22 protein-coding genes are annotated in these 21,748 nt (G+C 58.4%); 12 read left to right on the top strand and 10 right to left on the bottom strand.

Annotation, left to right across the window (positions count from 1 at the left end; translation table 11 throughout):
- Window positions 1-5 precede the first annotated feature (5 nt).
- From K5D32_RS06115 to K5D32_RS06085, 7 genes are all read right to left on the bottom strand, one after another.
- A complete protein-coding gene (locus K5D32_RS06115; protein ID WP_025261477.1) occupies window positions 6-716 on the bottom strand; it encodes an ABC transporter permease in 711 nt (236 codons plus the stop codon).
- The gene (locus K5D32_RS06110; protein ID WP_025261476.1) at window positions 713-1,441 is read right to left on the bottom strand and encodes an ABC transporter permease; all 729 of its coding nucleotides are present in this window, start codon (window positions 1,439-1,441) and stop codon (window positions 713-715) included. Before K5D32_RS06110 ends, K5D32_RS06115 begins: the two co-directional genes overlap by 4 nt.
- A gap of 86 nt (window positions 1,442-1,527) precedes the next feature.
- Window positions 1,528-2,310: a transporter substrate-binding domain-containing protein gene (locus tag K5D32_RS06105; protein WP_221576069.1), complete on the bottom strand. Its 783-nt coding sequence runs from the start codon at window positions 2,308-2,310 to the stop codon at window positions 1,528-1,530.
- A gap of 298 nt (window positions 2,311-2,608) precedes the next feature.
- Entirely contained in the window at window positions 2,609-5,086 is a 2,478-nt protein-coding gene (locus K5D32_RS06100; RefSeq protein WP_221599476.1) for a penicillin acylase family protein, read from the bottom strand.
- A gap of 155 nt (window positions 5,087-5,241) precedes the next feature.
- Window positions 5,242-5,886 (bottom strand): glutathione binding-like protein, encoded by a 645-nt coding sequence (locus K5D32_RS06095; protein ID WP_221599475.1) that lies wholly within the window; start codon window positions 5,884-5,886, stop codon window positions 5,242-5,244.
- 108 nt (window positions 5,887-5,994) lie between these two features.
- Window positions 5,995-6,201, bottom strand: a complete 207-nt coding sequence (locus K5D32_RS06090; protein ID WP_111757795.1) for an SEC-C metal-binding domain-containing protein — start codon at window positions 6,199-6,201, stop codon at window positions 5,995-5,997.
- Window positions 6,202-6,263: 62 nt separating this feature from the next.
- A complete protein-coding gene (locus K5D32_RS06085; RefSeq protein ID WP_200992738.1) occupies window positions 6,264-6,761 on the bottom strand; it encodes an LEA type 2 family protein in 498 nt (165 codons plus the stop codon).
- A 101-nt stretch (window positions 6,762-6,862) separates the two neighbouring features.
- On the opposite strand from K5D32_RS06085, the gene K5D32_RS06080 reads away from it, so the two are divergent.
- Window positions 6,863-7,381: a hypothetical protein gene (locus tag K5D32_RS06080; protein WP_221576065.1), complete on the top strand. Its 519-nt coding sequence runs from the start codon at window positions 6,863-6,865 to the stop codon at window positions 7,379-7,381.
- 86 nt (window positions 7,382-7,467) lie between these two features.
- Here the strand turns inward: K5D32_RS06080 and K5D32_RS06075 are convergent, their stop codons facing one another.
- Both K5D32_RS06075 and K5D32_RS06070 read right to left on the bottom strand, forming a co-directional pair.
- Window positions 7,468-7,941, bottom strand: coding sequence for a YchJ family protein (locus tag K5D32_RS06075; RefSeq protein WP_221576064.1), 474 nt, complete (start codon window positions 7,939-7,941; stop codon window positions 7,468-7,470).
- Between the two features lie 3 nt (window positions 7,942-7,944).
- The gene (locus tag K5D32_RS06070) at window positions 7,945-8,442 is read right to left on the bottom strand and encodes a DUF6231 family protein (RefSeq protein WP_221599474.1); all 498 of its coding nucleotides are present in this window, start codon (window positions 8,440-8,442) and stop codon (window positions 7,945-7,947) included.
- Window positions 8,443-9,168: 726 nt separating this feature from the next.
- Here K5D32_RS06070 and K5D32_RS06065 point away from each other — a divergent pair.
- From K5D32_RS06065 to K5D32_RS06030, 8 genes are all read left to right on the top strand, one after another.
- Window positions 9,169-9,846 (top strand): hypothetical protein, encoded by a 678-nt coding sequence (locus tag K5D32_RS06065; protein WP_221599473.1) that lies wholly within the window; start codon window positions 9,169-9,171, stop codon window positions 9,844-9,846.
- A 24-nt stretch (window positions 9,847-9,870) separates the two neighbouring features.
- Window positions 9,871-10,758, top strand: coding sequence for an FAD-binding oxidoreductase (locus tag K5D32_RS06060; RefSeq protein WP_221599472.1), 888 nt, complete (start codon window positions 9,871-9,873; stop codon window positions 10,756-10,758).
- 14 nt (window positions 10,759-10,772) lie between these two features.
- Complete coding sequence (locus K5D32_RS06055; RefSeq protein ID WP_221576061.1) at window positions 10,773-11,984, top strand: ATP-grasp domain-containing protein; 1,212 nt, start codon at window positions 10,773-10,775, stop codon at window positions 11,982-11,984.
- Window positions 11,981-13,162, top strand: a complete 1,182-nt coding sequence (locus K5D32_RS06050; RefSeq protein WP_221576060.1) for an acetyl-CoA carboxylase biotin carboxylase subunit family protein — start codon at window positions 11,981-11,983, stop codon at window positions 13,160-13,162. Before K5D32_RS06055 ends, K5D32_RS06050 begins: the two co-directional genes overlap by 4 nt.
- The gene (locus K5D32_RS06045) at window positions 13,162-14,259 is read left to right on the top strand and encodes an arginine deiminase family protein (RefSeq protein WP_221592598.1); all 1,098 of its coding nucleotides are present in this window, start codon (window positions 13,162-13,164) and stop codon (window positions 14,257-14,259) included. Before K5D32_RS06050 ends, K5D32_RS06045 begins: the two co-directional genes overlap by 1 nt.
- Before the next feature lie 27 nt (window positions 14,260-14,286).
- Window positions 14,287-15,234: a DMT family transporter gene (locus K5D32_RS06040; RefSeq protein ID WP_221599471.1), complete on the top strand. Its 948-nt coding sequence runs from the start codon at window positions 14,287-14,289 to the stop codon at window positions 15,232-15,234.
- A 125-nt stretch (window positions 15,235-15,359) separates the two neighbouring features.
- Window positions 15,360-15,635: a DUF1145 domain-containing protein gene (locus K5D32_RS06035; protein ID WP_221592600.1), complete on the top strand. Its 276-nt coding sequence runs from the start codon at window positions 15,360-15,362 to the stop codon at window positions 15,633-15,635.
- A complete protein-coding gene (locus K5D32_RS06030; RefSeq protein ID WP_221599470.1) occupies window positions 15,628-16,386 on the top strand; it encodes a collagen-like protein in 759 nt (252 codons plus the stop codon). Before K5D32_RS06035 ends, K5D32_RS06030 begins: the two co-directional genes overlap by 8 nt.
- A gap of 68 nt (window positions 16,387-16,454) precedes the next feature.
- Here K5D32_RS06030 and K5D32_RS06025 read toward each other — a convergent pair whose 3' ends face one another.
- A complete protein-coding gene (locus K5D32_RS06025) occupies window positions 16,455-16,919 on the bottom strand; it encodes a CopD family protein (RefSeq protein ID WP_025261459.1) in 465 nt (154 codons plus the stop codon).
- Window positions 16,920-17,026: 107 nt separating this feature from the next.
- Here K5D32_RS06025 and dinG point away from each other — a divergent pair, with 107 nt between their 5' ends.
- The 3 genes from dinG to K5D32_RS06010 all read left to right on the top strand — a co-directional run bounded on the left by dinG (window position 17,027) and on the right by K5D32_RS06010 (window position 21,676).
- Complete coding sequence (dinG, locus tag K5D32_RS06020; RefSeq protein WP_221592602.1) at window positions 17,027-19,171, top strand: ATP-dependent DNA helicase DinG; 2,145 nt, start codon at window positions 17,027-17,029, stop codon at window positions 19,169-19,171.
- A 151-nt stretch (window positions 19,172-19,322) separates the two neighbouring features.
- Window positions 19,323-20,471 (top strand): serine hydrolase domain-containing protein, encoded by a 1,149-nt coding sequence (locus K5D32_RS06015; RefSeq protein WP_221599469.1) that lies wholly within the window; start codon window positions 19,323-19,325, stop codon window positions 20,469-20,471.
- Between the two features lie 158 nt (window positions 20,472-20,629).
- Complete coding sequence (locus K5D32_RS06010; protein WP_221599468.1) at window positions 20,630-21,676, top strand: OmpA family protein; 1,047 nt, start codon at window positions 20,630-20,632, stop codon at window positions 21,674-21,676.
- Window positions 21,677-21,748 lie beyond the last annotated feature (72 nt).

The following is a 21,748-nucleotide window of genomic DNA, read 5'->3' as shown; positions in this document are numbered from 1 at the left end:
CCTGTCTAGTGAGCCGGGCCGAGGAAGGCCAGCCAGCGACGTTCGGCAAGACGGAACAGTCCGACCAGAATGAAGGTGACGGTCAGGTACATGATTGCCGCGATCCCGAAGGACTGGAACGTCATGAAGGTTGCCGAGTTGGCATCGCGTGCGACCTTGAGAATGTCCGGCACCGTGGCCGTGAAAGCGACGGTGGTCGAGTGCAGCATCAGGATCACTTCGTTGCTGTAGTAAGGCAGCGAGCGACGCAGCGCCGAGGGCATGATCACGTAGGCATAGAGCTTCCAGCCGCTCAGGCCGTAGGCCTTGGCGGCTTCGACTTCACCGTGGGCCATGTTGCGTATGGCACCTGCAAAAATTTCGGTGGTGTAGGCGCAGGTATTGAGGGTGAACGCCAGGATGGTGCAATTCATCGCATCGCGAAAGAAGTCATCCAGCAATGGTTGCTCACGAACCGCCGCGATGCTGTAGATGCCGGTGTAGCAGATCAGCAACTGGATATAGAGCGGCGTGCCGCGAAACAGATAGGTGTAGAACTGCACCGGCCAGCGCACCCAGCGCTTGTCCGAAACGCGGGCGATGGACAGCGGAATGGACAGGCAGAAGCCGATGGCAATGGAGGCGCTTAGCAGCCACATGGTCATGGCCAGGCCGGTAATGTTGACGCCGTCTGTATAAAGGAAGGCTTTCCAGTATTCCTGAAGCAACTCGATCATCGCTTGGCCTCCCGGCTGCCAGCGGCGTAATGCCGTTCGGCCCAGCGCAAGGCAAGGTTCGAGGCGCTGGTGATCACCAGATAGATCAATGCAGCCAGTACCAGGAAGTAGAAAAGTTGATAGGTACTTTTACCGGCATCCTGGGACGCCTTGACCAGATCGGCCAGACCGATGATCGACACCAGCGCGGTGGCCTTGAGCAGCACTTGCCAGTTATTGCCGATGCCCGGCAATGCGTAACGCATCATCTGCGGGAACACGACATAGCGGAAGCGCTGGCCGCGTTTCAGACCGTAGGCGATGGCGGCTTCGACCTGACCGCGTGGCACCGACAGAATGGCGCCGCGGAAGGTTTCCGTGAAATAGGCGCCATAGATGAAGCCCAGGGTGATGACCCCTGCACCGAAAGGATTGATTTCGATGTATTCCCATTCCATGGCGTCGGTGAAGCTGGTGAGCCAGGTTTGCAGGCTGTAGAAAATCAGCAGCATCAGCACCAGGTCCGGCACGCCGCGGATCAGGGTGGTGTAAATCTGTGCCGGCACACGCAGCAGTGCCGAGCTGGACAGTTTGGCACTGGCGCCGATCAGCCCGAGCACGATGCTCAGAAACAGCGACAGTACCGATAATTTGATGGTCATCCAGGTGCCCTGAAGCAGCAGCGGGCCGAAGCCTTTCAAGCTGAATGCCGAGAGTCCCAGGTTTTGTATTAATGCATCGAGCATGGATCAAGCCTTGAGCGGGCAATAAACAAAAACGCCCATCGAGGGCGGCGGCGGATCATCGCCGAAATCGATGGGCGTTGGGGGTGTTATTTACCGCTGTACAGATTCAGGTCGCCAAAGTGTTTCTTCTGGATTGCGGCGTAGGTGCCGTCATCGTGTAACGCTTTGATACCTTTATCCAGGAGAGCCTTGAGCTCTTTGTTACCTTTTGCGATACCGATGGCGGTCTTGGACGGCAGCAGAGGGCTGTCCACTGGCTCGCTGACTTCATAACCGGCGCCTGCCGGAGATTTCAGGAAGCCCAGTTCGGCTTGCAGCATGTCCTGGATGGAAGCATCCAGACGACCGGAAGTCAGGTCAGCGTAAACCTGATCCTGGTTGGCGTAGGCCTTGGTGCTGACGCCTGCCTTGTCCAGAACGGCCTTGGCGTAAGCTTCCTGGATGGTGCCTTGCTCGTAGCCGACGGTTTTGCCTTTCAGGCTGGCGGGGTCAGCGGTGAAGCCTGCACCCTTTTTGAACACCAGCGAGGTCGGACCGGAGAACAGCTCGTTGGAGAAGTCGATGACTTTCTCACGGGCCGGGGTAACGGTCATCGAAGAGATGACACCGTCGAATTTCTTGGCCTTGAGGCCTGGAATCATGCCGTCGAAATCGCTTTCGACCCATTTGCAGGTCACGTTCAGTTCTTTACAGATCGCATTGCCCAGGTCGATATCGAAGCCTTGCAGGCTGCCGTCAGCGGCTTTCGATTCGAAAGGAGCGTAGGAAGGATCGACGCCAAAACGCAGCTCCTTGTATTCCTTGGCCATAGAGCTACCAGCGGCCAGGCACAGAGCCAGTGCGGAAAGGGTCAGCCATGCTTTTTTCATTATTCAGTCCTTAACCAGATTGAGCGTAGAGAACACGCCAGGCTTGCTACCGGCGGATGCCAGACGGGCAAGAAGTAGCAATTTCCGAACCAAAGAGACGAACGTGCGTTTTAAATATAAGCAGTTGTCGCAATGCTGCATTAGCTTGCCATCATCGGTGTTTCTGCCTGCGCACGCAGAAGCCGCTGGATTGGACGTGTTGTGCAGGGTCTGGACGACAGGGACGATTGTTGTTCAAGAGAGCTGTCCAAAATGGGGCGTCACGCGCGTGTCGCTCCATTTTGGTGCCTTGTGAAGGTTACTTGCCGGGCGTCAGGGTCAGGCGCTGTTTGCCATAGCCTTTTTCATAGTTGGACTGTTGCAGCGGGATCGTCTGGTACTGCGCCTTGAGCCACGGCTCGATGCTGTTGGCGTAGTGCGGGCTGGCCGGGTTGTCCGACTGGCCGGTGCTGATCAGGCCCATCATGGGCTCTGCCTGACTGAAGTCGACGATCATGCGCAAGGCAGGCGTCGCGTGAGTATCCAGGCTCTTGCCCCACTCATGGCCCGAAACATTGATGGTGCTGTGATCCCCACCTGTCGCGCTGGCGCTGCGATTGAAGTGGTTGCCACCCAAGGCTTTGGCCAGAGGGCTGGTTTGTGCCGTCCAGTTCTCGCGATGCAGCTTGCCCCATTGCCAGGCCTTGTGGTCTGTGCCCAGCAGGCTGTCGCCAGCGGTGATGGCGGCTGCCAGACTGCGAGCCAGAATGGCGGGTTTGTCTTCTTTTTGCGGGGTCTTGAGGTCGTCCCAGAAAGGACTGTCTTCACGGCCCAGCAAATGATCGGCCTGTGGCGAGTAGGACGAGCTGGCGTTGGTGCTCAGGGCTTGCCAGGCCTGGCTGCTTTCCGGACCCAGCTCATCGAGGAAGGTCAGCTTGGCGCTTTCCTGCAGAAACAGCTCATACAGTGCTGCATCGGCGGAGTTCGGGGTGAGTTTGCCGTCGAAGGCCATCAGGCGGCTGTAGGCTTCCCGAGCCTTGGCCCGTTCGGCTTCGGGCAGAGCGTCGATGGCCTGCTTGAGCGGTTTGGTCATGCCTGGCGCTTCAAACATGTTCTTGAGCTTGGCGGCAAAGGTCGTGGTCTGGTCGTACTGCATGGCGATGGTGCTGCGAGTGTCCTGCTTGCCGCTGTTGGCCAGCTCGGCAATGCGCTCGGCCCGCTCCGGGTAACCCCAGGAATTGGACAGTTGCATGCCATAACCTTTAGGCACCGTGCGCTGATTGGCAGTGGCGATCCAGCCCTGACGCGGGTCCTGATCGTAAGGATGCAGCATCGAGTCGGCAAAACCGTCCCAGTCAAATTTGCCATCCCAGCCCGGAGAAGGCAGCAGGCCTTGGCCTTCACGACGGTTCGGGTAGCGGCCGGTGACTTGCCAGCCGATATTCGAGGCATCGGCGAACACCATGTTCAGTGTGATCGCACGAATCTCGCGGGTGGTGTCGAAAGCTTTCTCTACGTTGGGCGCACGGGACAGGTCGAAAAAGGCATCGAGGCTCTTGTCGTCCTTGAAGTCCGGGGTTTGCAGGGCCAGGCCCAGGCCGTTGCCCAGCGGGGTGGCGCTGGCGTTGAGCAGTACACCGTGGCGCGTGGCATACACGGTTTCACGCACCGGACGGCCACCTTTGGCCAGGAAGGTTTCTTCGTAGGCGATAGCGGGCTGCCATTTACCGTCAGCCATATAGAACAGGCGATTGTTTTCGCGCTTGAGCTTTTCCAGGAACAGGTCCTGATTGTCGCCCTTGACGTTGCTCAGGCTCCAGGCCAGCTTGCCGTTGAAGCCGCTCAATACCAGCGGCAGGCCGGCAATCGAGGCGCCCGACGCCTGATACTTCGGTGCGCGCAACTGCACGAAACTCCAGGCCGAGGTGATCCCGGCAGGCAGTTGCATCTCGCTGGCCAGCAGGCTTTTGCCATTACGGCTGCGCTGCGGCGCGATGGCCCAGTTGCTGGCGGCGGCTGCGCCCAGCATGTTCAGATCGGAAAGCTGCAGTGCGACCCTGGTCAGGTCGTTCAACTCAGGCACCTGATTATTCAGGCTCAGGCCCTTGAGCTTGTCGGCTTCGGCAAAGGGCAGCGCTTCGTCGGGATAGGTCGGCAGCAGCCAGGCCAGTTTGTCGCTGCCGACTTTCTGTGCCAGCACCAGCGCCGAGAGTTCTTCCTGCAGGTTCACCGACAGATTGAAGCTCAGCAGGCTGAAGATCAGCGCCGAGTCTTCGGGCTGCCAGTATTCCGGGCGATAGCCGGAGCTGGCCAGGTCCTCTGGCAACTTGTCGCGATAGCGGAACAGGTAGGCGTTGACGCCCCGTGCATAGACCTCGAAAAAGCGTTTGAGGCGCGGCGATGAAGCGTTGTAAAGCTCGCTGGCGCGTTGCTTGAGCCTGGCCGAGCGCATCAGACGGTCGACTTCCAGAGCATCGGCCCCGGCCATTTCCGCCAGACGCCCTTGCGCCAGCAGGCGCATGCCGACCATTTGCGTGATGCGGTCAGCGGCATGTACATAGCCCAGCGTGAACAGCGCGTCGTGGTACGTGCTGCTTTCTATCAGGGGCATGCCCAGATTGTTGCGGCGTACCGATACGTTCTGTGCCAGCCCCTTGACCGGGAATACCCCGGAGGCGGGCAGCAATGTCTCGTTGTCACCACCGCCCAACTGGCAGCCCGCAAGGCTCAGGAAACTCGCCGCAATGGCGGCTGCACTGAATCGGCTCAGGAAAAATGAAGGGGCTGGCGAGGCCATGGCGAAACTCCCGCGGGGGTGGCGTATGTAAAGGTCGCTACGTTAGAGAGCAGACAGGCGCCACGCAAGACGGGAAGGGGAGTTTATTTCAGGATTTTACAAAGCAAATGAATCCACCCCGGCCGTGCAGGAGCGAATTCATTCGCGAAGAGCGTTCAAGCCTTCGGCGGATTGATCTGCTCGACCAGCGCATAAGCCCTTCGGGTCGCTTCGCGCCCGGCAATGCTCTGGAACCAGCGCTTGAGGTGCGGGAAGTCGTCCAGGTTCTGTTGCTGGAAGGCGTGTGGCACGATCCACGGGTAGATCGCCATGTCCGCAATGCTGTATTCGTTGCCCGCCACAAAATTGCGGTCTGCCAGGCGCTTGTTCAGGACGCCGTACAGACGTGCGGTTTCATCCACATAGCGTTTGATCGCGTAAGGAATCTTCTCCTTGGCGAAACGGTTGAAGTGGTGATTCTGACCGGCCATCGGTCCCAGGCCGCCCATTTGCCAGAACAGCCATTGCAGGGTCTCCTGGCGGCCACGGAAATCCTGTGGGATGAATTGGCCGGTCTTGTCCGCCAGATACAGCAGGATCGCGCCGGACTCGAACAGGCTCAGGGGCTCGCCGCCATCGGTGGGTTCGTGATCGACGATGGCCGGAATACGATTGTTGGGGGCAATTTTCAGGAAATCGGGCTGGAACTGCTCGTCCTTGCCAATGTTGACCGAGAAGATCTTGTAAGGCAGGCCTGCTTCTTCAAGAAACAGAGTGATCTTGTGACCATTGGGAGTGGTCCAGTAATGAAGGTCGATCATTTAAGGCTCCATGTGATTGATCAAGACCGACTGTTTTACTCTTCCTCCAAGCCCTTATACAAATGAAAACGGCCTGCAAGGCAGGCCGTTGGCAAAATGCTCAGGGCTTCACGCGCCGTGGCATTTCTTGAATTTCTTGTCGCTGCCGCATGGGCAAGGATCGTTGCGACCAACGTCCTTCAGGGCGTTGCGCACCGGCTCCTGGTGAGCGTGACCACAGTTCGGGCCGTGAACATGGCCATGTTGGTGATCGTGATGGTCATGATCGTGATCGTGGTTGCAATCAGGGCCATGGACATGGGCTTGTTGGTTCATCGGGGGTACTCCGTAATCGAATCGGCGCGCATTATCTCGCAAATGCGCGTGCAGCAATACCTTTAGCGATTCTTGAGCAGCAGTTCCCGTGGCTTTACCGTTTCGCTGCGCTCGATCGTGGTGCTGTGGCGCAAGAAGATTCCTGTCTTGAGCCTGCCTTCAAGCCGGTAACGAACCTCTTCGTCGGGGTCTTTCATCAGCTCGGCGATGTACTTCACGTGTCGCCAGAGGTTGGTCCTGACCGGCACCACGAATGTCTTCCGGCTGTTGGCGGGGACGAAAAACCAGTCATTGGACCTGTCGTCTGCCAGCAGCACGTCGTTGAGCATGACCTTGTAGCGGAAGCCGCGAACCAGGATGCGTGAGTCGTTGGGGTTGTCGACGACAAAGTGCAGGTTGAAATCCTGCTGCGTCAGCCTGGCCTTGACGACCTGGACTCTGAGCAGATGGACATCGGGGTCCTGAAAGGAGGTGAGGCTGCTCCATGTCGAGCAACCGCTCAGCCCCAGTAGCAGCAGCGCAAGGCTTATCGTTCTTGTAATGGTTGCCCGGATGAACATGGTGGTGCTCCGTATGTACGCTGAGTTTAGCAACTGGCTAACTTGTTGGGGCTGCCGAGGCTGCGCCATACTCCTGTCACAAGCAGTATGAGTGCCAGTGCATGAACTTCTATGAAATTGTCTTTTGCGGCCAGTTGGTTCCCGGTGCCCAGCCTGAAAGGGTACAGGCTAATCTGGGCAAACTGTTTCAGGCCGATGAGCAGCGCCTGGCGTTGCTGTTTTCCGGGCGTCGGCTGGTGTTGAAAAGCAACCTTGATGCCGAGGCCGCCGAGAAATACCGCGCGACTCTGGAGCGTGCGGGTGCGTTGGTCGAAGTGCTGGACATGAACCTGCCGGTCGAAGAAGTGGAACTGGCACCGCCGCCTGCCGAGTCGGGCAACGGGCGTTTGCAGGTCAAGCCTCGGGACCTGTACATGGCGGCTTTCGTGGACGTCGATGCTCCGGATTTGTCGATGGCCGAAGTCGGCAGTGACATGCAGGACCCCAGGCCCGAACAGTCGGCACCGGCGCTGGACCTTTCCGCCTTGAGCCTGGCCCCGGCCGGCAGCGATATGGGGCAGGCAAAACCTGTCGCGAAAGCGCTCAATCCCGATATTTCACATCTGAAGCTTGTGCCATAAAGGCAGGTGGGCTTCTTCGCGAATGAGTTTGCTCCTACACAAGCCTGCGTAGGAGCGAATTCATTCGCGAAGACAGCACTTCAGACTCATCCAATGTAACTCGCACAGCACTTCTTGAATTTCTGTTCACTCCCGCAAGGGCAGGCGTCATTGCGGCCGGCCTTGAGCGGGGCGGTGGGGTCGATGAAATACCAGCGGCCCTGATTCTGTACAAATGAAGAGCGCTCGCGGTGACTGTGCTCACCGCTGCCGTCATGCCAGCGAGCCGTGAAGGTGACGAAAGCGTGCTCGGGCTTGCCGCCAAACACTTCCGAATGTTCCACCTCAAGTCCCAGCCAGGTACTTTGCGCACTCCATTGAGCGATGGATTGACGATCCAGCCCGCTTCTTTGTGCGGGGAGCGTGGTGTCGACCAGATAATCGATCAGGCCCAGCACATAAGCGCTATAGCGCGAGCGCATCAGCTTCTCGGCGCAAGGTGCAGGTTGTCCCGCATGAAAGTGACCGCAGCAGGCCAACAACAGATCCCCGCTGCCGCAGGGACAAATAGCGCTAATCATGAATCACCACCAGTATTTGCCGAAGTTTTCCGGGTTGGCCCAGAACTTCGAGTTCAGCCAGTCGGGGACTTGCTTGTATTCGCGCAAGTCGTAGGTGAACAGGTTCAGGACCTGCTCGTCACTCACGAAACGTTCGCTCGATTGCAGGGCCAGTGAAAAGAAGTCGGTTTCCTGCCAGCCACAGGCTTGCAGGTCGGCCAGTACCGCGATGCGGCTGGCATTGAGGTTGCGGATGCCGCCCAGCAACTCAAGGCCGGTACGCTTGGGAATATGCTCCAGGCAATCGACCACCAGGGCCAGGTCGAAGCGTTGTGCAGCCAGTTCTGCCGGCAGGTTGCCGGGAGCCGCTTGCGCCACCTCGGTCTGAGGGTGTGCTTCGCGGAAGGCGTGCAGCGCAGGAAACTCCTGCGCTCCGACCAGCAGCAGGCGCTCGGGAGCGTAACGGTCGAGCAGGGCGGCCAGGGCTTGCTGCGGGGTGCGGGTGGAATAGCCGACGGTCATCGAAAGTCCTCTGGTTGACTTGCAAGACTAGCCTGCCGGGCGGACTCTGGAAAGCGATCACGACCCCGGCTTCTGAGCAATACGCCGGTCGGTAACCAAACCCTTTGTTTGTTGCATAGATCAGAAAGTTGCTTGCAGACGTTTATTGGGGGTATTAGGATGTTGGCGAAAATTGGATCCAATGGAATGTTGTGCATGGAAGCAGAAAATCGAAAACATGGCCCCGAGCACTTCTGTGCGGCACTACCTGTAATAATCTGCGCTTCTTGTGCACTGACAGTGTGCAAATAACGCTGGACTGAACACGCGCAGGTTCAGTGCATCGGGCCTGAATTCGTGAATTCATTTATATGACCGCTGCTTCAGCGATGTCGTCATGTTTTCTGCTGTCCGAAGAGTAAGAAAGTTCAGGGCGATCTCCTGGATATTTATCGGGTATGTCGGCAGAGTTTCGATAGCAGGGAATAAAAAGTTAATTCGGTATCAGGTCTTGAATTTGAAATCGACTGCGCTAATACTGCCGCTCCCCCGGAAGGGGTTCATTAAATGATGGCCTTGTAATAGTAGTCTTGTCTGCTCTTTTGTCGAGTGAGTCACAGGCTATTTTTCCAGTCATTTGTGAAATGGGTTATTTCTTACGATGTAGTGGCACGTGATAGGGATCAGCATCTCGCTGAAATAATAAAGTCATTGATGTCTGATGACCATAATGGAGAGGTATAACCGATGATTTCCACTGATGTGATATTGAAAAAGCTTGAGTCCACCGTTGATGCCTGCCTGGATGCAGAATTCAAGAAAGACAGCATCATGGGCGAGTTCCACCAGGGTGACTGGTTCAATGAGCATTACTACAAGCGCCACATCCTGGAGTGCGTAATCCGCATTCACATGAACAACGAACTGGATGCACGTGCTGTTCAGGTTGCCGCCGTCGACAATATCTCGGCTGCCAAACAACTCTCCTACTATCTGTACGATGAGTTTGGTCATGATGAAATGTTCGGTCAGGATCTCATCACCTACGGTTATTCCAAATCCGATGTCCAGGCCGAGTTTGCCTTTCCGGAAACCTGGAAACTGATGGGCTACCTGAACCTGTGCGTCAGCAAGTTCGGCCCGCTGCCGGCGATCACCTGGGACTGGTTCCTGGAGTACTACGGCGACAAATACAGCTCGTTCATCACCCAGAAAGCCAGCGCCAGCATGGGCCAGCCAGCGGTGAGTGGCGCAGCCTCCCACGTCGCGTTCGACGAGGCGGAAGACCATAGCGGCATGATGAACAACATGCTGGCCTCGGTCATCAAGGATGAAAAGGATCTGGACAAGGCCGTTGTCCATATCAAGGCGTTCATCCCGATGGTGGGCGAATACTTCCAGGCTCTGCGTGCTTCAACGCTTTAATACACATCACTGAAGGCCGGTGTAATGGCAACTTATAGTGTCCGCGTTGGAGAGCAGACCTACACCGCCGACAGCAGGCAGCCTCTTATTGATGCAATCCCCTCCGGAACGCTCGTAAAAGGTTGCCTTAAAGGTGTGTGCAGAGTGTGTCGATGCCGATTGGTGTCAGGCCGCGTTCTGGAAGACGGTGTGGAAGTTGCAGTGCAAAGCGAATTTCTGCCCTGTATAAGCAGGGCAGAAACGGATATTGATATTGTCCCCGCTATCAGCAGCTTTCATGCCGCCAGGCTCAAAAGTAAAACGTATTTGTCCGAACAGGTCATGGAAGTCGTCCTGGAGGTCAAACGGGTTTTTTATAACGCCAAATCCGTCGTGACGTTGAAGCATCCCGATACTTCAGCGGTGCGTAATTATTCCGTCGTCATACTCGGCAAGAAAGCGTATGACAGCATCACGTTTCATGTGAAGTTGCGCCCCGGCGGACTGTTCTCAAGTCTGTTTGCAACAGTGTCCGTTGGCGACCGACTGGAATACTCCATCGTCAGTCCTTCCTTGCCTGATTATGAAAATGCCATGAGCCGCTTGAATATTGTCAGCGGTGGCAGCGGCATGGGAGCGGCGTTGAGCCGTGCGCAGGAGTTGGTGCTGAAACACAATATCGGTGAAGTTGAAGTGTATGCCGTCAATCGCACCAGTCTTTCCGTCTACCACTCAGGCTGTATTGAAAGGTTTCGTAGTTCCGTCGAATGCAAGGTCAATGTCGTCAACATTCCTTTCCCTGACTGGACCTGTGCGGATTTCGATATTGGCGAACACTTGACAGTGGATGCGCTGACAGTGGGTGTCGGGTCGGATCTGGTAATCGGCAAGCTCAAGAACCTTCCCTTATGTGAACTCGAAAGTTTTGGATAGTCGGAGACTGAACAATGTCCATAGTTGTCATCGATCCTGTTTCATCCGGCATCAACTATCTCAATGCAGCGCAGCAACTGGGCGTTGATGTGTATGTCTTTTCCGTTGACGGGGGCGAGCAGGAGCTTGATTCCGGGCAGCGCGACAAGATTCGCCAGATCATCCGGATCGACACGGGCGATTTCGACGCGCAGATGACGGCAATCAATGAGCTGGGAACTGTCAGCGCCATTCTTCCCGGGGTGGAGTATGCCGTTGCGATGGCTGCCAGCCTGGGCGCTGCGCAAGGCAAGACGCATCTTGGCGACAACGCCGTGCAGCAAGTGCGCAACAAGTTCAACTTTCGCAGTTGCCTGACCGAAAAGGGGCTCAGCGATATCGGCTTTTTTCTGCTCAGCACCGATGATCCGGTGACAGTGCCCGCAGGTTTCAGCTTTCCGGCAGTGGTCAAACCGGTGGACATGGCCGGGAGCATTGGCGTACGCAAGCTTTATAACCAGCAAGAGTTGGTCGAGGCCGTCAATGCCTTTCGCCAGTCGCTGCCGAACGACACAGGCTTTACCGCCAGCGGACGCCTGATCGTTGAAGAGTACATTCCCGGCAACGAATACAGCATCGAAGGTGTAGTGCGCAGGGACGCAAGTGTCACCATCGCCTCCATCACTGAAAAGCTGCTCGGCTCGGAGCCTTACTTTGTCGAGATCGGCCACATTGTCGGCCAGGGCTACGATGAAGCGTTTCGCAGCACCCTGACCGACTATGCGCTGGCGGTGCTGGATGCCATCAGCCTGAATGTCGGCCCCTTCCATCTTGAGCTGCGGGTTACGCCTCAAGGCCAGCCGGTGGCGGTCGAACTGGCGGCTCGTCTTCCGGGCGACAGCATCGTCGAACTGATCAAGCGGGCCAGCGGAATCGATCTGGCCCTCGAAACGCTCTGTGAATATCTGAGCATCGATAAACCTGTCGTACCACAGACGAGCGGTGTCAGTGCCATCGCCTTCATTCCCCGCGGCGAGAAAAGCGAATTTACCCGGCTGCACGGCCTCGGTGAGCTTATCGACAGTCCGTATTACCTCTCGCATCAGATCTACTTCAGTACCGGCGACGCGCTGGGCTCGGATCAGGACTGGACCTCCCGGGTTGGCTACGTGATGTTCGGTGGCGCGGATGAGGATGCGGTCAGAAGCCTGGTCGGGCGGGTACACAACGAGGTAGCAATCGTATGAAGCATGTTCTGATCATTAACCGCTACGATGACGAGCTTTCCGATTACCGCAAATACATTGATCACGCTCAGGTCGACGTTTCCTATATTTCCCTGGCGGGGCGTGCGGGGCTGATCGATCCGAAGGTCAGTTTCAAAGTGGTTGAACTCGGCGCACTGGATGCCGACGTGATTCTGCAGGAAGCGCAGGCCATTCATCGTCTGCACGCCATCGATTTTGTCATCGCTTTCTCGGAATACGATCTGGATGCCGCTGCACTGGTGCGTACCGAGCTGAATATCAGTGGTGCGAAAATCGCTGACAACCTGCTGTGCCGGAACAAGGCCAGCATGAAAGAAGCGTTGAAGGGCTCGGCGGTACGCTATCCGCAGTACCGGAATGTGTTGTCGCGTCAGGATGTCGAGGTGTTCTGCCACGAGCACGGTTACCCGGTCATCCTCAAACCCCAGGTTGGCGCGGCCTCCGATGGTGTCGTGAAGATCGATCGACTGACCGATATCCCTGACCTGCTGGATTTCACCGGCTATGAAGTTGAAGAGTACATAGAAGGCGATATTTATCATGTCGACGCCATTCTGGCAGGTGACAGTACGCCTTACTTCAAGGTGTCGAAATATCTGAACACCTGCCTGGATTTCCGCAACGGCCAGCCGCTGGGCTCGGTGGCCGTGGATGACTCCCGGTTCATCGAGGCGGTGAAGGCTTTTACCCGGGAAGTCTGTGTGCGGCTGAACCTCAAGGACCAGGCCATCCATCTGGAGCTTATCGAGCGGCGTGGCGAACTGGTGTTTCTGGAGATTGGTGGTCGGGTCGGCGGTGGCGAGATTCCGTTTGTCGCCATGCGCAGCGAGGGCATCGACCTGTATGAGTTGTGGACCCGTGCTGCGCTCAAGGACCCGGTTGCGCCTGTCAAAAACCGCATCACCGGTTTTCTGATGATGCCCAACCCGTTTACCGGTGGCTTTGCCTTCGACCCGAAGATGCAGCTGTCACACCCGCTGCTGACCTACAGCAGCATCCAGCGGCAAGGCGAATCCAGCGGGTTCAGCTACGAAGAAATCCCCGCCCGGCTGCACTTCGAGGGTGAGACGCAGGCTGAGGTGGAGGAAGCCATCCTCTATTGCATGGACGTTCTTCAGACTTCCATTCGCGCCGGTTCACTGCAGGAAGCGGGCTGATGAAGGTTCTCCTGCAACTTCCCTCCATTGCACAACCCGTGGCCATGTCGGTATTCATGGAGGCGCAGCAGCCTTACTCACTGCGCCAGGCCGATGCCGATGTGCTGGCTCTGGCTGCATCGTTCAATGCGGCAGGTATCCCGACGGCTTTTCTGTCCGACGCACTGTTCAACGAAGAAGCGCCGCACGTCTCGCTGGAGGATATGCGGCAACTGGCCGGCAACGCGCTGCGCTTTGCTGACGATATTCCACAGGAGCGCCAGCGCCTTGCCCATGAGCAATTGACGCGCAGCAGTCGCCAGGAGCTGGCGCAAATCATCATCAACCAGCCGAAACTTCGACTGCATTACGATGATGAACTGGGCCGGATCAGCCCTGACGCCACTTACGAGACTTACGAGATTCACCCGCTGTACGGGTTGCTGTTCCCGCGGGACCACTTCATGAACGTCGGCGGCCAGCCGGTTTTCGGGCGCCTGAAACGCCAGGACCGGGCCCGTGAAGTCGACGTGGTGAAAAAGGTCGTTGCTGCCCATGGCTATTCCCTTGTGGAGCTCGATCATGTGCTCGAAGGCGGTGACTATCAGGAGAACGAGCGTGTGTCGGTGATCAACACCGGCTTTCGGACTCAGGTCGAGACGCTGCACTTCTTGCTGGAGTCTGGCCTGCTCAAGAGCGATGTCGTGCTGGCGGTCGAGGATGGCTGGCACAACCCCGAACAGTTTCACCTCGACCACTATGTAGCCCTGTTGCGCGGTGACTTGCTGATCGACGCGAGAAGGGCGGACGCCATCGATCGCTCACGGGTCAGCGTCTATCGCCGCACGTCTTCGGGATGGCAGCTTGAGCAAGAGAACCTGACGTTACGTCAGGCCGCAGAGGCTGCGGATCTTGAGCCGGTATTGCTGGACGAGTCGATGATGTCGGCCTGGTGCGCCAATGCGTTCTCTCTGGGCGAGCATGTCTGGATCGATCACAACGCGCCCCCGGTTCTGCTGGATCGGTTGTCGGCACGTGGCTATGAGGTCCATCGGGTCTCTTTCGCCGAACACCAGAAGCAATTTGGCGGCATTCATTGCGCCACCCAACTCATATAACTGCTTGTATAACTTCGAGGACCCGTCATGACGGTGGGTAATAAGTCTGTTCTGCCCGTTCTGGCACTGATCGTCAGCACCATCGGTGTGGCGTCGGCGATTGCATTCGTCAAACTCAGCGAGGTGGATGCCACTTCGACACTGATGCTGCGCATGTTCATCGCAGGCGGCATGGCCTATGCATTTACCGCTTTGCCGCCCGGCAAGAGCCCGGAGGTGGAAAACCTCGCGCCGGGTCGCAGCCGCAGAACCATGCTGGCATTGTTGCTGCTGTCGGGCGTGGTGTCGTGCATCGATCTGCTATCCAACCACTGGGCCGTGAAACTGACCAGCATGGCCAATACCTCGATCCTGATGAACCTGTCGCCGGTCTTCGTGGCGATTTTGTCCTTTCTGTTTCTCAAGGAAAAAATCGGCACCTCTCAGGTATTGGCGCTGGCCCTGAGTATCGCGGGAGCCTGCCTGCTGGTGTTTGATGGCAGCGCCAGCCTGACATTCTCCAGCCAGGGCGTCACCGGCGACCTGTTGGCCCTCAATTCGGCGTTGTTCTATGCGATCTATCTGATCCTGATCAAATCCCTTCGCGACTGCTTTTCGTCCCGCAAGATCATCATCTGGAACAGCTTCACCTGTGCCTTGCTGCTGTTGCCGGTGGCCCTGCTCACCAGTCAGCAGATTCTGCCGGACACCCTTTATGGCTGGATGGTGATTGCGCTGCTGGCCCTGATCAGCCAACTGCTGGGGCACGGGTTGATGGCCTATGCACTGCGCCATGTGGATGTCGTGCTGGCGTCCGTCTCGGCACTGGCTCGTCCGGTGGTCGCGATTCTGATCGGCTTCTTCTTTTTCGATGAAAAGCTGGCAGCGCTGCAATGGGTAGGCGTCGCCGCTGTGCTGCTGGGCGTCTGGTGGTACAAGCGCCCGGCACCGGTGGTTCAGCCTGTCGTCGAAGGCAAGGCCAGCAGCCAGGCCTGAAACTGAAAGTCCTGGCTCCCATGCAATTGTTGCCCGGTCTTTTTTCAACACACCGCTGGCATATTTGGTGTGCAGGACGTCTACTGTGCGGCAGCTAAAAAGCATCATGAGCATGGGAGCGGACGATGAAGCTGTTTTGGGGGCTGGGCAAGTTGTTGACGCTGGGGTTCTGGCTGGTGGTGGTGGTCAATTCGGTCATCGAGGCCCCCAGTCCGTTCGGCACCATGATCAGCATCGCAGGTGCGCTGGTGCTGTTGGCCCATTTGCTGGAGTTGGTCATGTTCAACGGCCGCCTGCGCGGTCGCAAGCATCCTTGGCGTGACCGAGGGAAAATCCTCATTTTCGGTATCTTTCATGTCCAGGCCATCGGTCGTCGTCCAGCGGAGTCCCCTCATGCGTAACCTTCTTCTGCTGACAGTCCTGTTCAGCCCGCTGGCCCTGGCGCAGACCATCAGTGTCGAGTCGCATTCCCTGATGCGCCTGCCGGGTAACAACAATGTCTTGCAGGTCGAGCGTCTGGAAGTGGCGGATTACGGCACCTTGCTCATTCCCTCGAATATTACCGAGGTCAAGGTGGGTGAGCTGGTTCTGGGGCATGAAGCGCGTATCGCCATCGTGCCTGGCTCGCAGACGTTCAGCCTCGTGGTGAACCATGGCGAGCTGGGTACCGGCAGCGAGATCATGGCCCGTGGTGCGCCGGGCACCTTTGAAAAAACGGCCTTGCCGGGGCGCAATCTGATCCTGCGCCTGCAAAGCCTGAACGCCGAGCAACTGACCGTCGATGCTCGTGGCGGCGCCGGTGCGCGAGGCTATGCCGGACTCGATGGTGGCAATGGTCAGGCGCCGGGTTGCGTCTGGGGACAGGCAAGCCGCGGTCATGACGGTGACAATGGCGGCAGTGGCCGTGACGGCGCAGCCGGTGCGCAGGTGCGCCTTGAGTTGCCACAAAGCTTTGCTGCCGAGCGGATCAAGGTCAATGTCGAAGGCGGAGCCCCTGGGCCGGGCGGCGAGGGTGGCAAGCCGGGCAAGGGCGGAGAATCCAAGGGCTGCATCGTTTATCGGGCCGATGGCGGCAAGCCGGGCAAACCCGGTCAAACGGGTCAGCCAGGTGCCGCAGGACCTGCCGGAACACTGAATTTGCAGCGTCTGTAACGTAACCTCGTCAGGCCCGGTGCAAGTTTTTGTAGGGCCTGGCTGATGTTGCGGACAGATTTTTCCCTTCAGAAAGTCGGCCGTGCCGCTGCAATCGCAACCACGGTCAGGCCCACGATCAGGTTGATGCCCACCAGACGCCTGATCCTGCCCAGTGCCGCAGCACCCTCGGCCCATTGCCCGGCCTCTACGGCGCGCTGCAACTCCGGTAGCTGCAACGACTGGATACGCAGAAACAGTGCGACCATCACCACATACAATCCCATCATGACCTGCACGTAGCGTGGGGCTGTCTCGAAACTGGTGAAGTTCAGCTGGATCATGCCGACGCCGGTGATGGGCAATACCACGATGGCGGCCCAGACCCAGACGAAAAACCGAGGAAACACCTGGAGCCACAATTTCAGGCGCAACGGACCTTCCAGTGCCGAACCGACGGCCGGTCGCAGGACCATCCAGGCGAAAAACATCCCGCCAACCCAGACCAGGGCGGCCAGAACATGCAGTGTGTAGACAGGGGCGAAAGCGGTCATCAGGTACTCCGTTCTGCGCGGATGGATTTAGCGCGGTATGATAGCGCCCACTCAGAACCACTGAAAATTTATCCAGCCTTTTTTGCCGTGCCGCCGAACCCGAGACAATGATCAGTACCGAATTGAAATCCCAGATACAGGGCGCCTACTCGCGTTTCCTCGAAGCCAAGAGCCTCAAGCCTCGCTATGGCCAGCGTTTGATGATCGCCGAGGTCGCCAAGGTGCTGGGCGATATCGATACCGATGAAGAAGGACGACGTTCGGGCGACCCGGCTGTGGTTGCGGTGGAAGCGGGCACCGGTACCGGGAAAACTGTGGCCTACGCCATCGCCTCGATACCGGCGGCGAAGGCGGCGGGCAAGCGGCTGGTCATCGCCACGGCCACCGTCGCCCTGCAGGAGCAGATCGTCTACAAGGATCTGCCCGACCTCATGCGCAACAGCGGCCTGAGTTTCAGTTTCGCCCTGGCCAAGGGGCGCGGTCGCTACATGTGCCTGTCCAAGCTCGACATGCTGTTGCAGGAAGGCGATTCGGCCAATGCCACGGCGCAACTGTTCGAGGAAGAGGGCTTCAAGATCGAGGTCGACGAAGCCAGCCAGAAACTCTTTACCAGCATGCTCCAGAAGCTGGCCGGCAATAAATGGGATGGCGACCGCGACAGCTGGCCCCAGGAACTGGCCGATCAGGACTGGGCGCGCCTGACCACCGACCACAGCCAGTGTACCAACCGTCATTGCCCGAACTTCCAACAGTGTGCGTTCTACAAGGCCCGCGAAGGCATGGGCAAGGTGGATGTGATCGTCACCAACCACGACATGGTGCTGGCAGACCTGGCACTGGGCGGCGGCGCGGTGCTGCCCGATCCCCGCGACACCATGTATGTGTTCGACGAGGCTCACCACCTGCCGGATAAAGCCATCGGCCACTTTGCCCACTATACCCGGCTGCGCTCCACGGCCGACTGGCTGGAGCAGACGGCCAAGAACCTGGCCAAGCTCCTGGCCCAGCACCCGCTGCCCGGCGATCTGGGCAAGCTGATCGAACAGGTGCCGGAACTGGCACGGGAGATCAAGGGGCATCAGCAATTCATGTTCGGTGCCTGCGAACAACTGGCCGATTTCCGCGCCGGTGAAGACATGCAGGGCCGCGAGCGTCCACGCCATCGTTTCGTGGGCGGCGTCATTCCCGAGCACATTCGCGAGATGGGCATCGAGTTGAAGAAGGGCTTTGCGCGCCTGGACGATCTGTTCACCCGGCTCACCGAACTGCTCAAGGACGGCATGGATGGCGAGGTCAATATCGGCATCGCCAGCCATCAGGCCGAAGAATGGTATCCACTGTTCGGCAGCCTGCTGGCTCGCGCCCATGGCAACTGGGAATTGTGGACTGCCTTTACCGCCGAAGACCCGGAAGACAGCCCGCCGATGGCGCGCTGGTTGACCCTGGCGGACAGCGGCGCGTTGTTCGATATCGAGGTCAATGCAAGCCCGATCCTGGCGGCCGAAATGTTGCGGCGCAATCTCTGGAACATCGCCTATGGGGCCTTGGTCACTTCCGCGACCCTGACGGCGCTGGGCAAGTTCGATCGTTATCGCATGCGTGCCGGGTTACCAAAAGGCGCCGTAACGGCGATTGTTCCCAGCCCGTTCCACCATGCCGATGCCGGCCTGCTGCGGGTGCCTGACCTCAAGGCCGACCCTCGCGATGCAGCCGCGCACACGGCAGCCATCATTCGTGAATTGCCGGATCTGGTGGAAGGCTCTCGCGGTACGCTGGTGCTGTTTTCATCTCGCAAACAGATGCAGGACGTCTTCGACGGCCTGGACCGCGACTGGCGCAAGCAGGTCTTCATTCAGGGCAACCTGTCCAAGCAGGAAACCCTCAACAAGCACAAGGCGAGGGTTGATGGCGGCGATTCCAGCGTGCTGTTCGGGCTGGCCAGTTTTGCCGAAGGTGTGGACTTGCCCGGTGCGTATTGCGAGCACGTGGTCATCGCCAAGATTCCATTCGCGGTGCCGGATGATCCTGTGGAAGCTGCGCTGGCGGAGTGGATCGAAGCCCGTGGCGGCAATCCGTTCATGGAAATCGCTGTGCCCGATGCTTCGCTGCGCCTGATTCAGGCCTGTGGCCGGTTGCTGCGTACCGAAGAGGATCGCGGCACCATCACCTTGCTGGACCGGCGTGTGGTGACGCAACGCTATGGCAAGGCGATCCTCAATGCGCTGCCACCGTTCCATCGGGAAATTTCCTGACGTGTGCAGGTGTTTGCGGATTTCCCTGCCTTTCGCGAATGAATTCGCTCCCACCCGGTAGGAGCGAATTCATTCGCGAGACATTCCCAAAGCCGCCAATCGCTGAAACAATGCACGCCTTTTCAGACAACAGTCTTGCGGGAGCCAGCGGGTGCAGATTCAGGGCTATTTCGAGCTTAAATTTGAAGCAGTGCGTGAAGCGTTCGCTGCGCTTTTCGACGACCCTCAGGAACGTGGCGCGGCGTTGTGCATTCAGGTCGGTGGCGAAACCGTCATAGACCTCTGGGCCGGTACCGCCGACAAGGACGGCGCGCAGGCCTGGCACAGCGATACCATTGCCAACCTGTTTTCCTGCACCAAGACCTTTGCAGCGGTTGCTGCCCTGCAACTGGTGGATGAGGGCAAGCTGAATCTGGACGAGCCCGTTGCCCGGCTCTGGCCCGAGTTTGCAGCAGCAGGCAAGGGCTCGATCACCTTGCGCCAGTTGCTGTGCCACCAAGCCGGTTTACCTGCCTTGCGCGAACAACTGCCCGCGACCGCCCTTTATGAATGGGACACCATGACAACGGCCCTGGCGGCCGAGCAACCCTGGTGGACGCCAGGCCAGGGTCATGGCTATGCGGCCATCACTTATGGCTGGCTGATCGGCGAGATGCTGCGCCGTGCCGACGGGCGTGGCCCGGGTGAATCCATTGTGGCGCGGGTCGCAAAACCTCTGGGGCTCGACTTCCATGTCGGGCTGGCCGATGAAGAGTTCGACCGCGTGGCCCATATCGCCCGCAGCAAGGGCAATATGGGGGACGAAGCTGCCCAGCGCTTGCTGCAGGCACTCATGCGCGAGCCTGAGGCCATCGCCACCAAGGCTTTCACTAACCCGCCTTCGATCATGACCAGCACCAACAAGCCTGAATGGCGGCGCATGCAGCAGCCGGCGGCCAATGGCCATGGCCATGCGCGCAGCCTTGCCGGGTTCTACAACGGCCTGCTCGATGGCAGCCTGATTGAGGCCGAACTGCTCAATGAAATGACCCGCGAGCACAGCGTCGGTCAGGACAAGACCCTGATGACCTCCACACGTTTTGGCCTGGGGTGCATGCTCGACCAGCCAGGCGTGCCCAACGCCACTTACGGCCTGGGGCCAAAGGCGTTCGGGCATCCGGGCGCAGGCGGTTCGGTGGGCTTTGCCGACCCTGATTACGAGGTCGCTTTCGGCTTTGTCACACACACGCTGGGGCCTTACGTGCTGATGGATCCGCGTGCCCAGAAGCTGGTCAGGACTCTGCGTGAGTGTTTGCAGTAACTATCGCTCATAAGTGCTTGTTTCATACCGACTGTCAGTTAGTGAGGTGTAACAGGAACCGTACGACGGTTTCTTTTTCCAACTGAGTCTTTATGCGTGTTATACGGACGTAGCCAAGTTCATACGTCCCTTGTTATCAATACTGCTGTGGGTCATCCATGTTATCCAATAAAAGTCTCGTTCTCGCTCTGTGCATTGCCGTAACCGGCTGTGCCCAAACCCCTAAAACCGATTCTGCCGATGTTGCCGATACTGGAAGCCATTGGTGGCAGTTTGGTTTTGGCAAGGATGCTCCAGCGGATGTAGCAAAAACTCCTGCTCCGGCGTCGGCCCCGGCGCCTCAAAAGGCGCCTGTGGTTGCCGATTCCCTCGCCAAGACTGAAAAGAGCAACCCGTGGTATTGGCCGTTCGGCAGCAGTGACGACATCAAGAAGGACGAGCCCAAGGCTGCTCCGATGCCCGACCCGAAAATCACCCAGGCCTGGCTCGACGAGTACGAGCCGCGCCTGCGTGCGGCGATCAAGGACAGCCCGTTCGAGCTGGAGCGACGTGAAGACCTGCTGGCCATCACCGCGCCGGTCGACACTTCGTTCAACCCTGACCGCCCAGCCATGTTGCTGCCCGTGACCCTTGGCCCGATCACCCGTCTGGCAAAGGCTGTCGAAGGTGACTCCAAGGCTGCCGTACTGGTGCTTGGCCATGCCGACACTTCGGGTGTCGCGGCTGCCAACCAGAAAATCAGCCAGGAACGTGCACAATCCGTTGCTGCGATCTTCCGCCTCAGTGGTCTGGAGCGTAATCGCCTGAGCCTGCGCGGCATGGGTGCCGTGATGCCTCGTGCTGCCAACGACAGCGCCCAGGGCCGCTCGCTCAACCGTCGTGTCGAAATCCTGCTGACACCTCAGGACACCATGGTTGCGCTGATGAGCAAATACGCCTTGCCACCGGCCACACCGACCATGGTTGCGACTCAGGACGTCAAGCCTGTCGTGCCCCCAGCGCCTGCTCCGGCCAAGAAAGCGGCTGCGACCAAGAAGGACACAGCCAAGGCCTCCACGACCAAGAAGGCTGCACCCGCCAAGAAAGCTGCCCCGGCCAAATCCACGGCGCCAGCCAAGAAAACCACGGCAGCCAAGGACGCTCCAGCCAAAGCCGCGCCTGCCAAGGATGCAGCCAGGAAAACCGGCGATCAGGCCAGCAACTGATCGCCTGACTGACCCGTATCATTCCCTCAGGGGAGTGTTCGGGTCAGACTTCGCATTATTTCGGTGAAGGAA

Origin of the sequence: Pseudomonas cichorii (genome assembly GCF_019719005.1) — a bacterium.
GTDB lineage: Bacteria > Pseudomonadota > Gammaproteobacteria > Pseudomonadales > Pseudomonadaceae > Aquipseudomonas > Aquipseudomonas cichorii_E.
The sequence above is the reverse complement of the archived record's forward strand: the minus strand, read 5'-3'. Positions and strand labels throughout refer to the sequence as shown.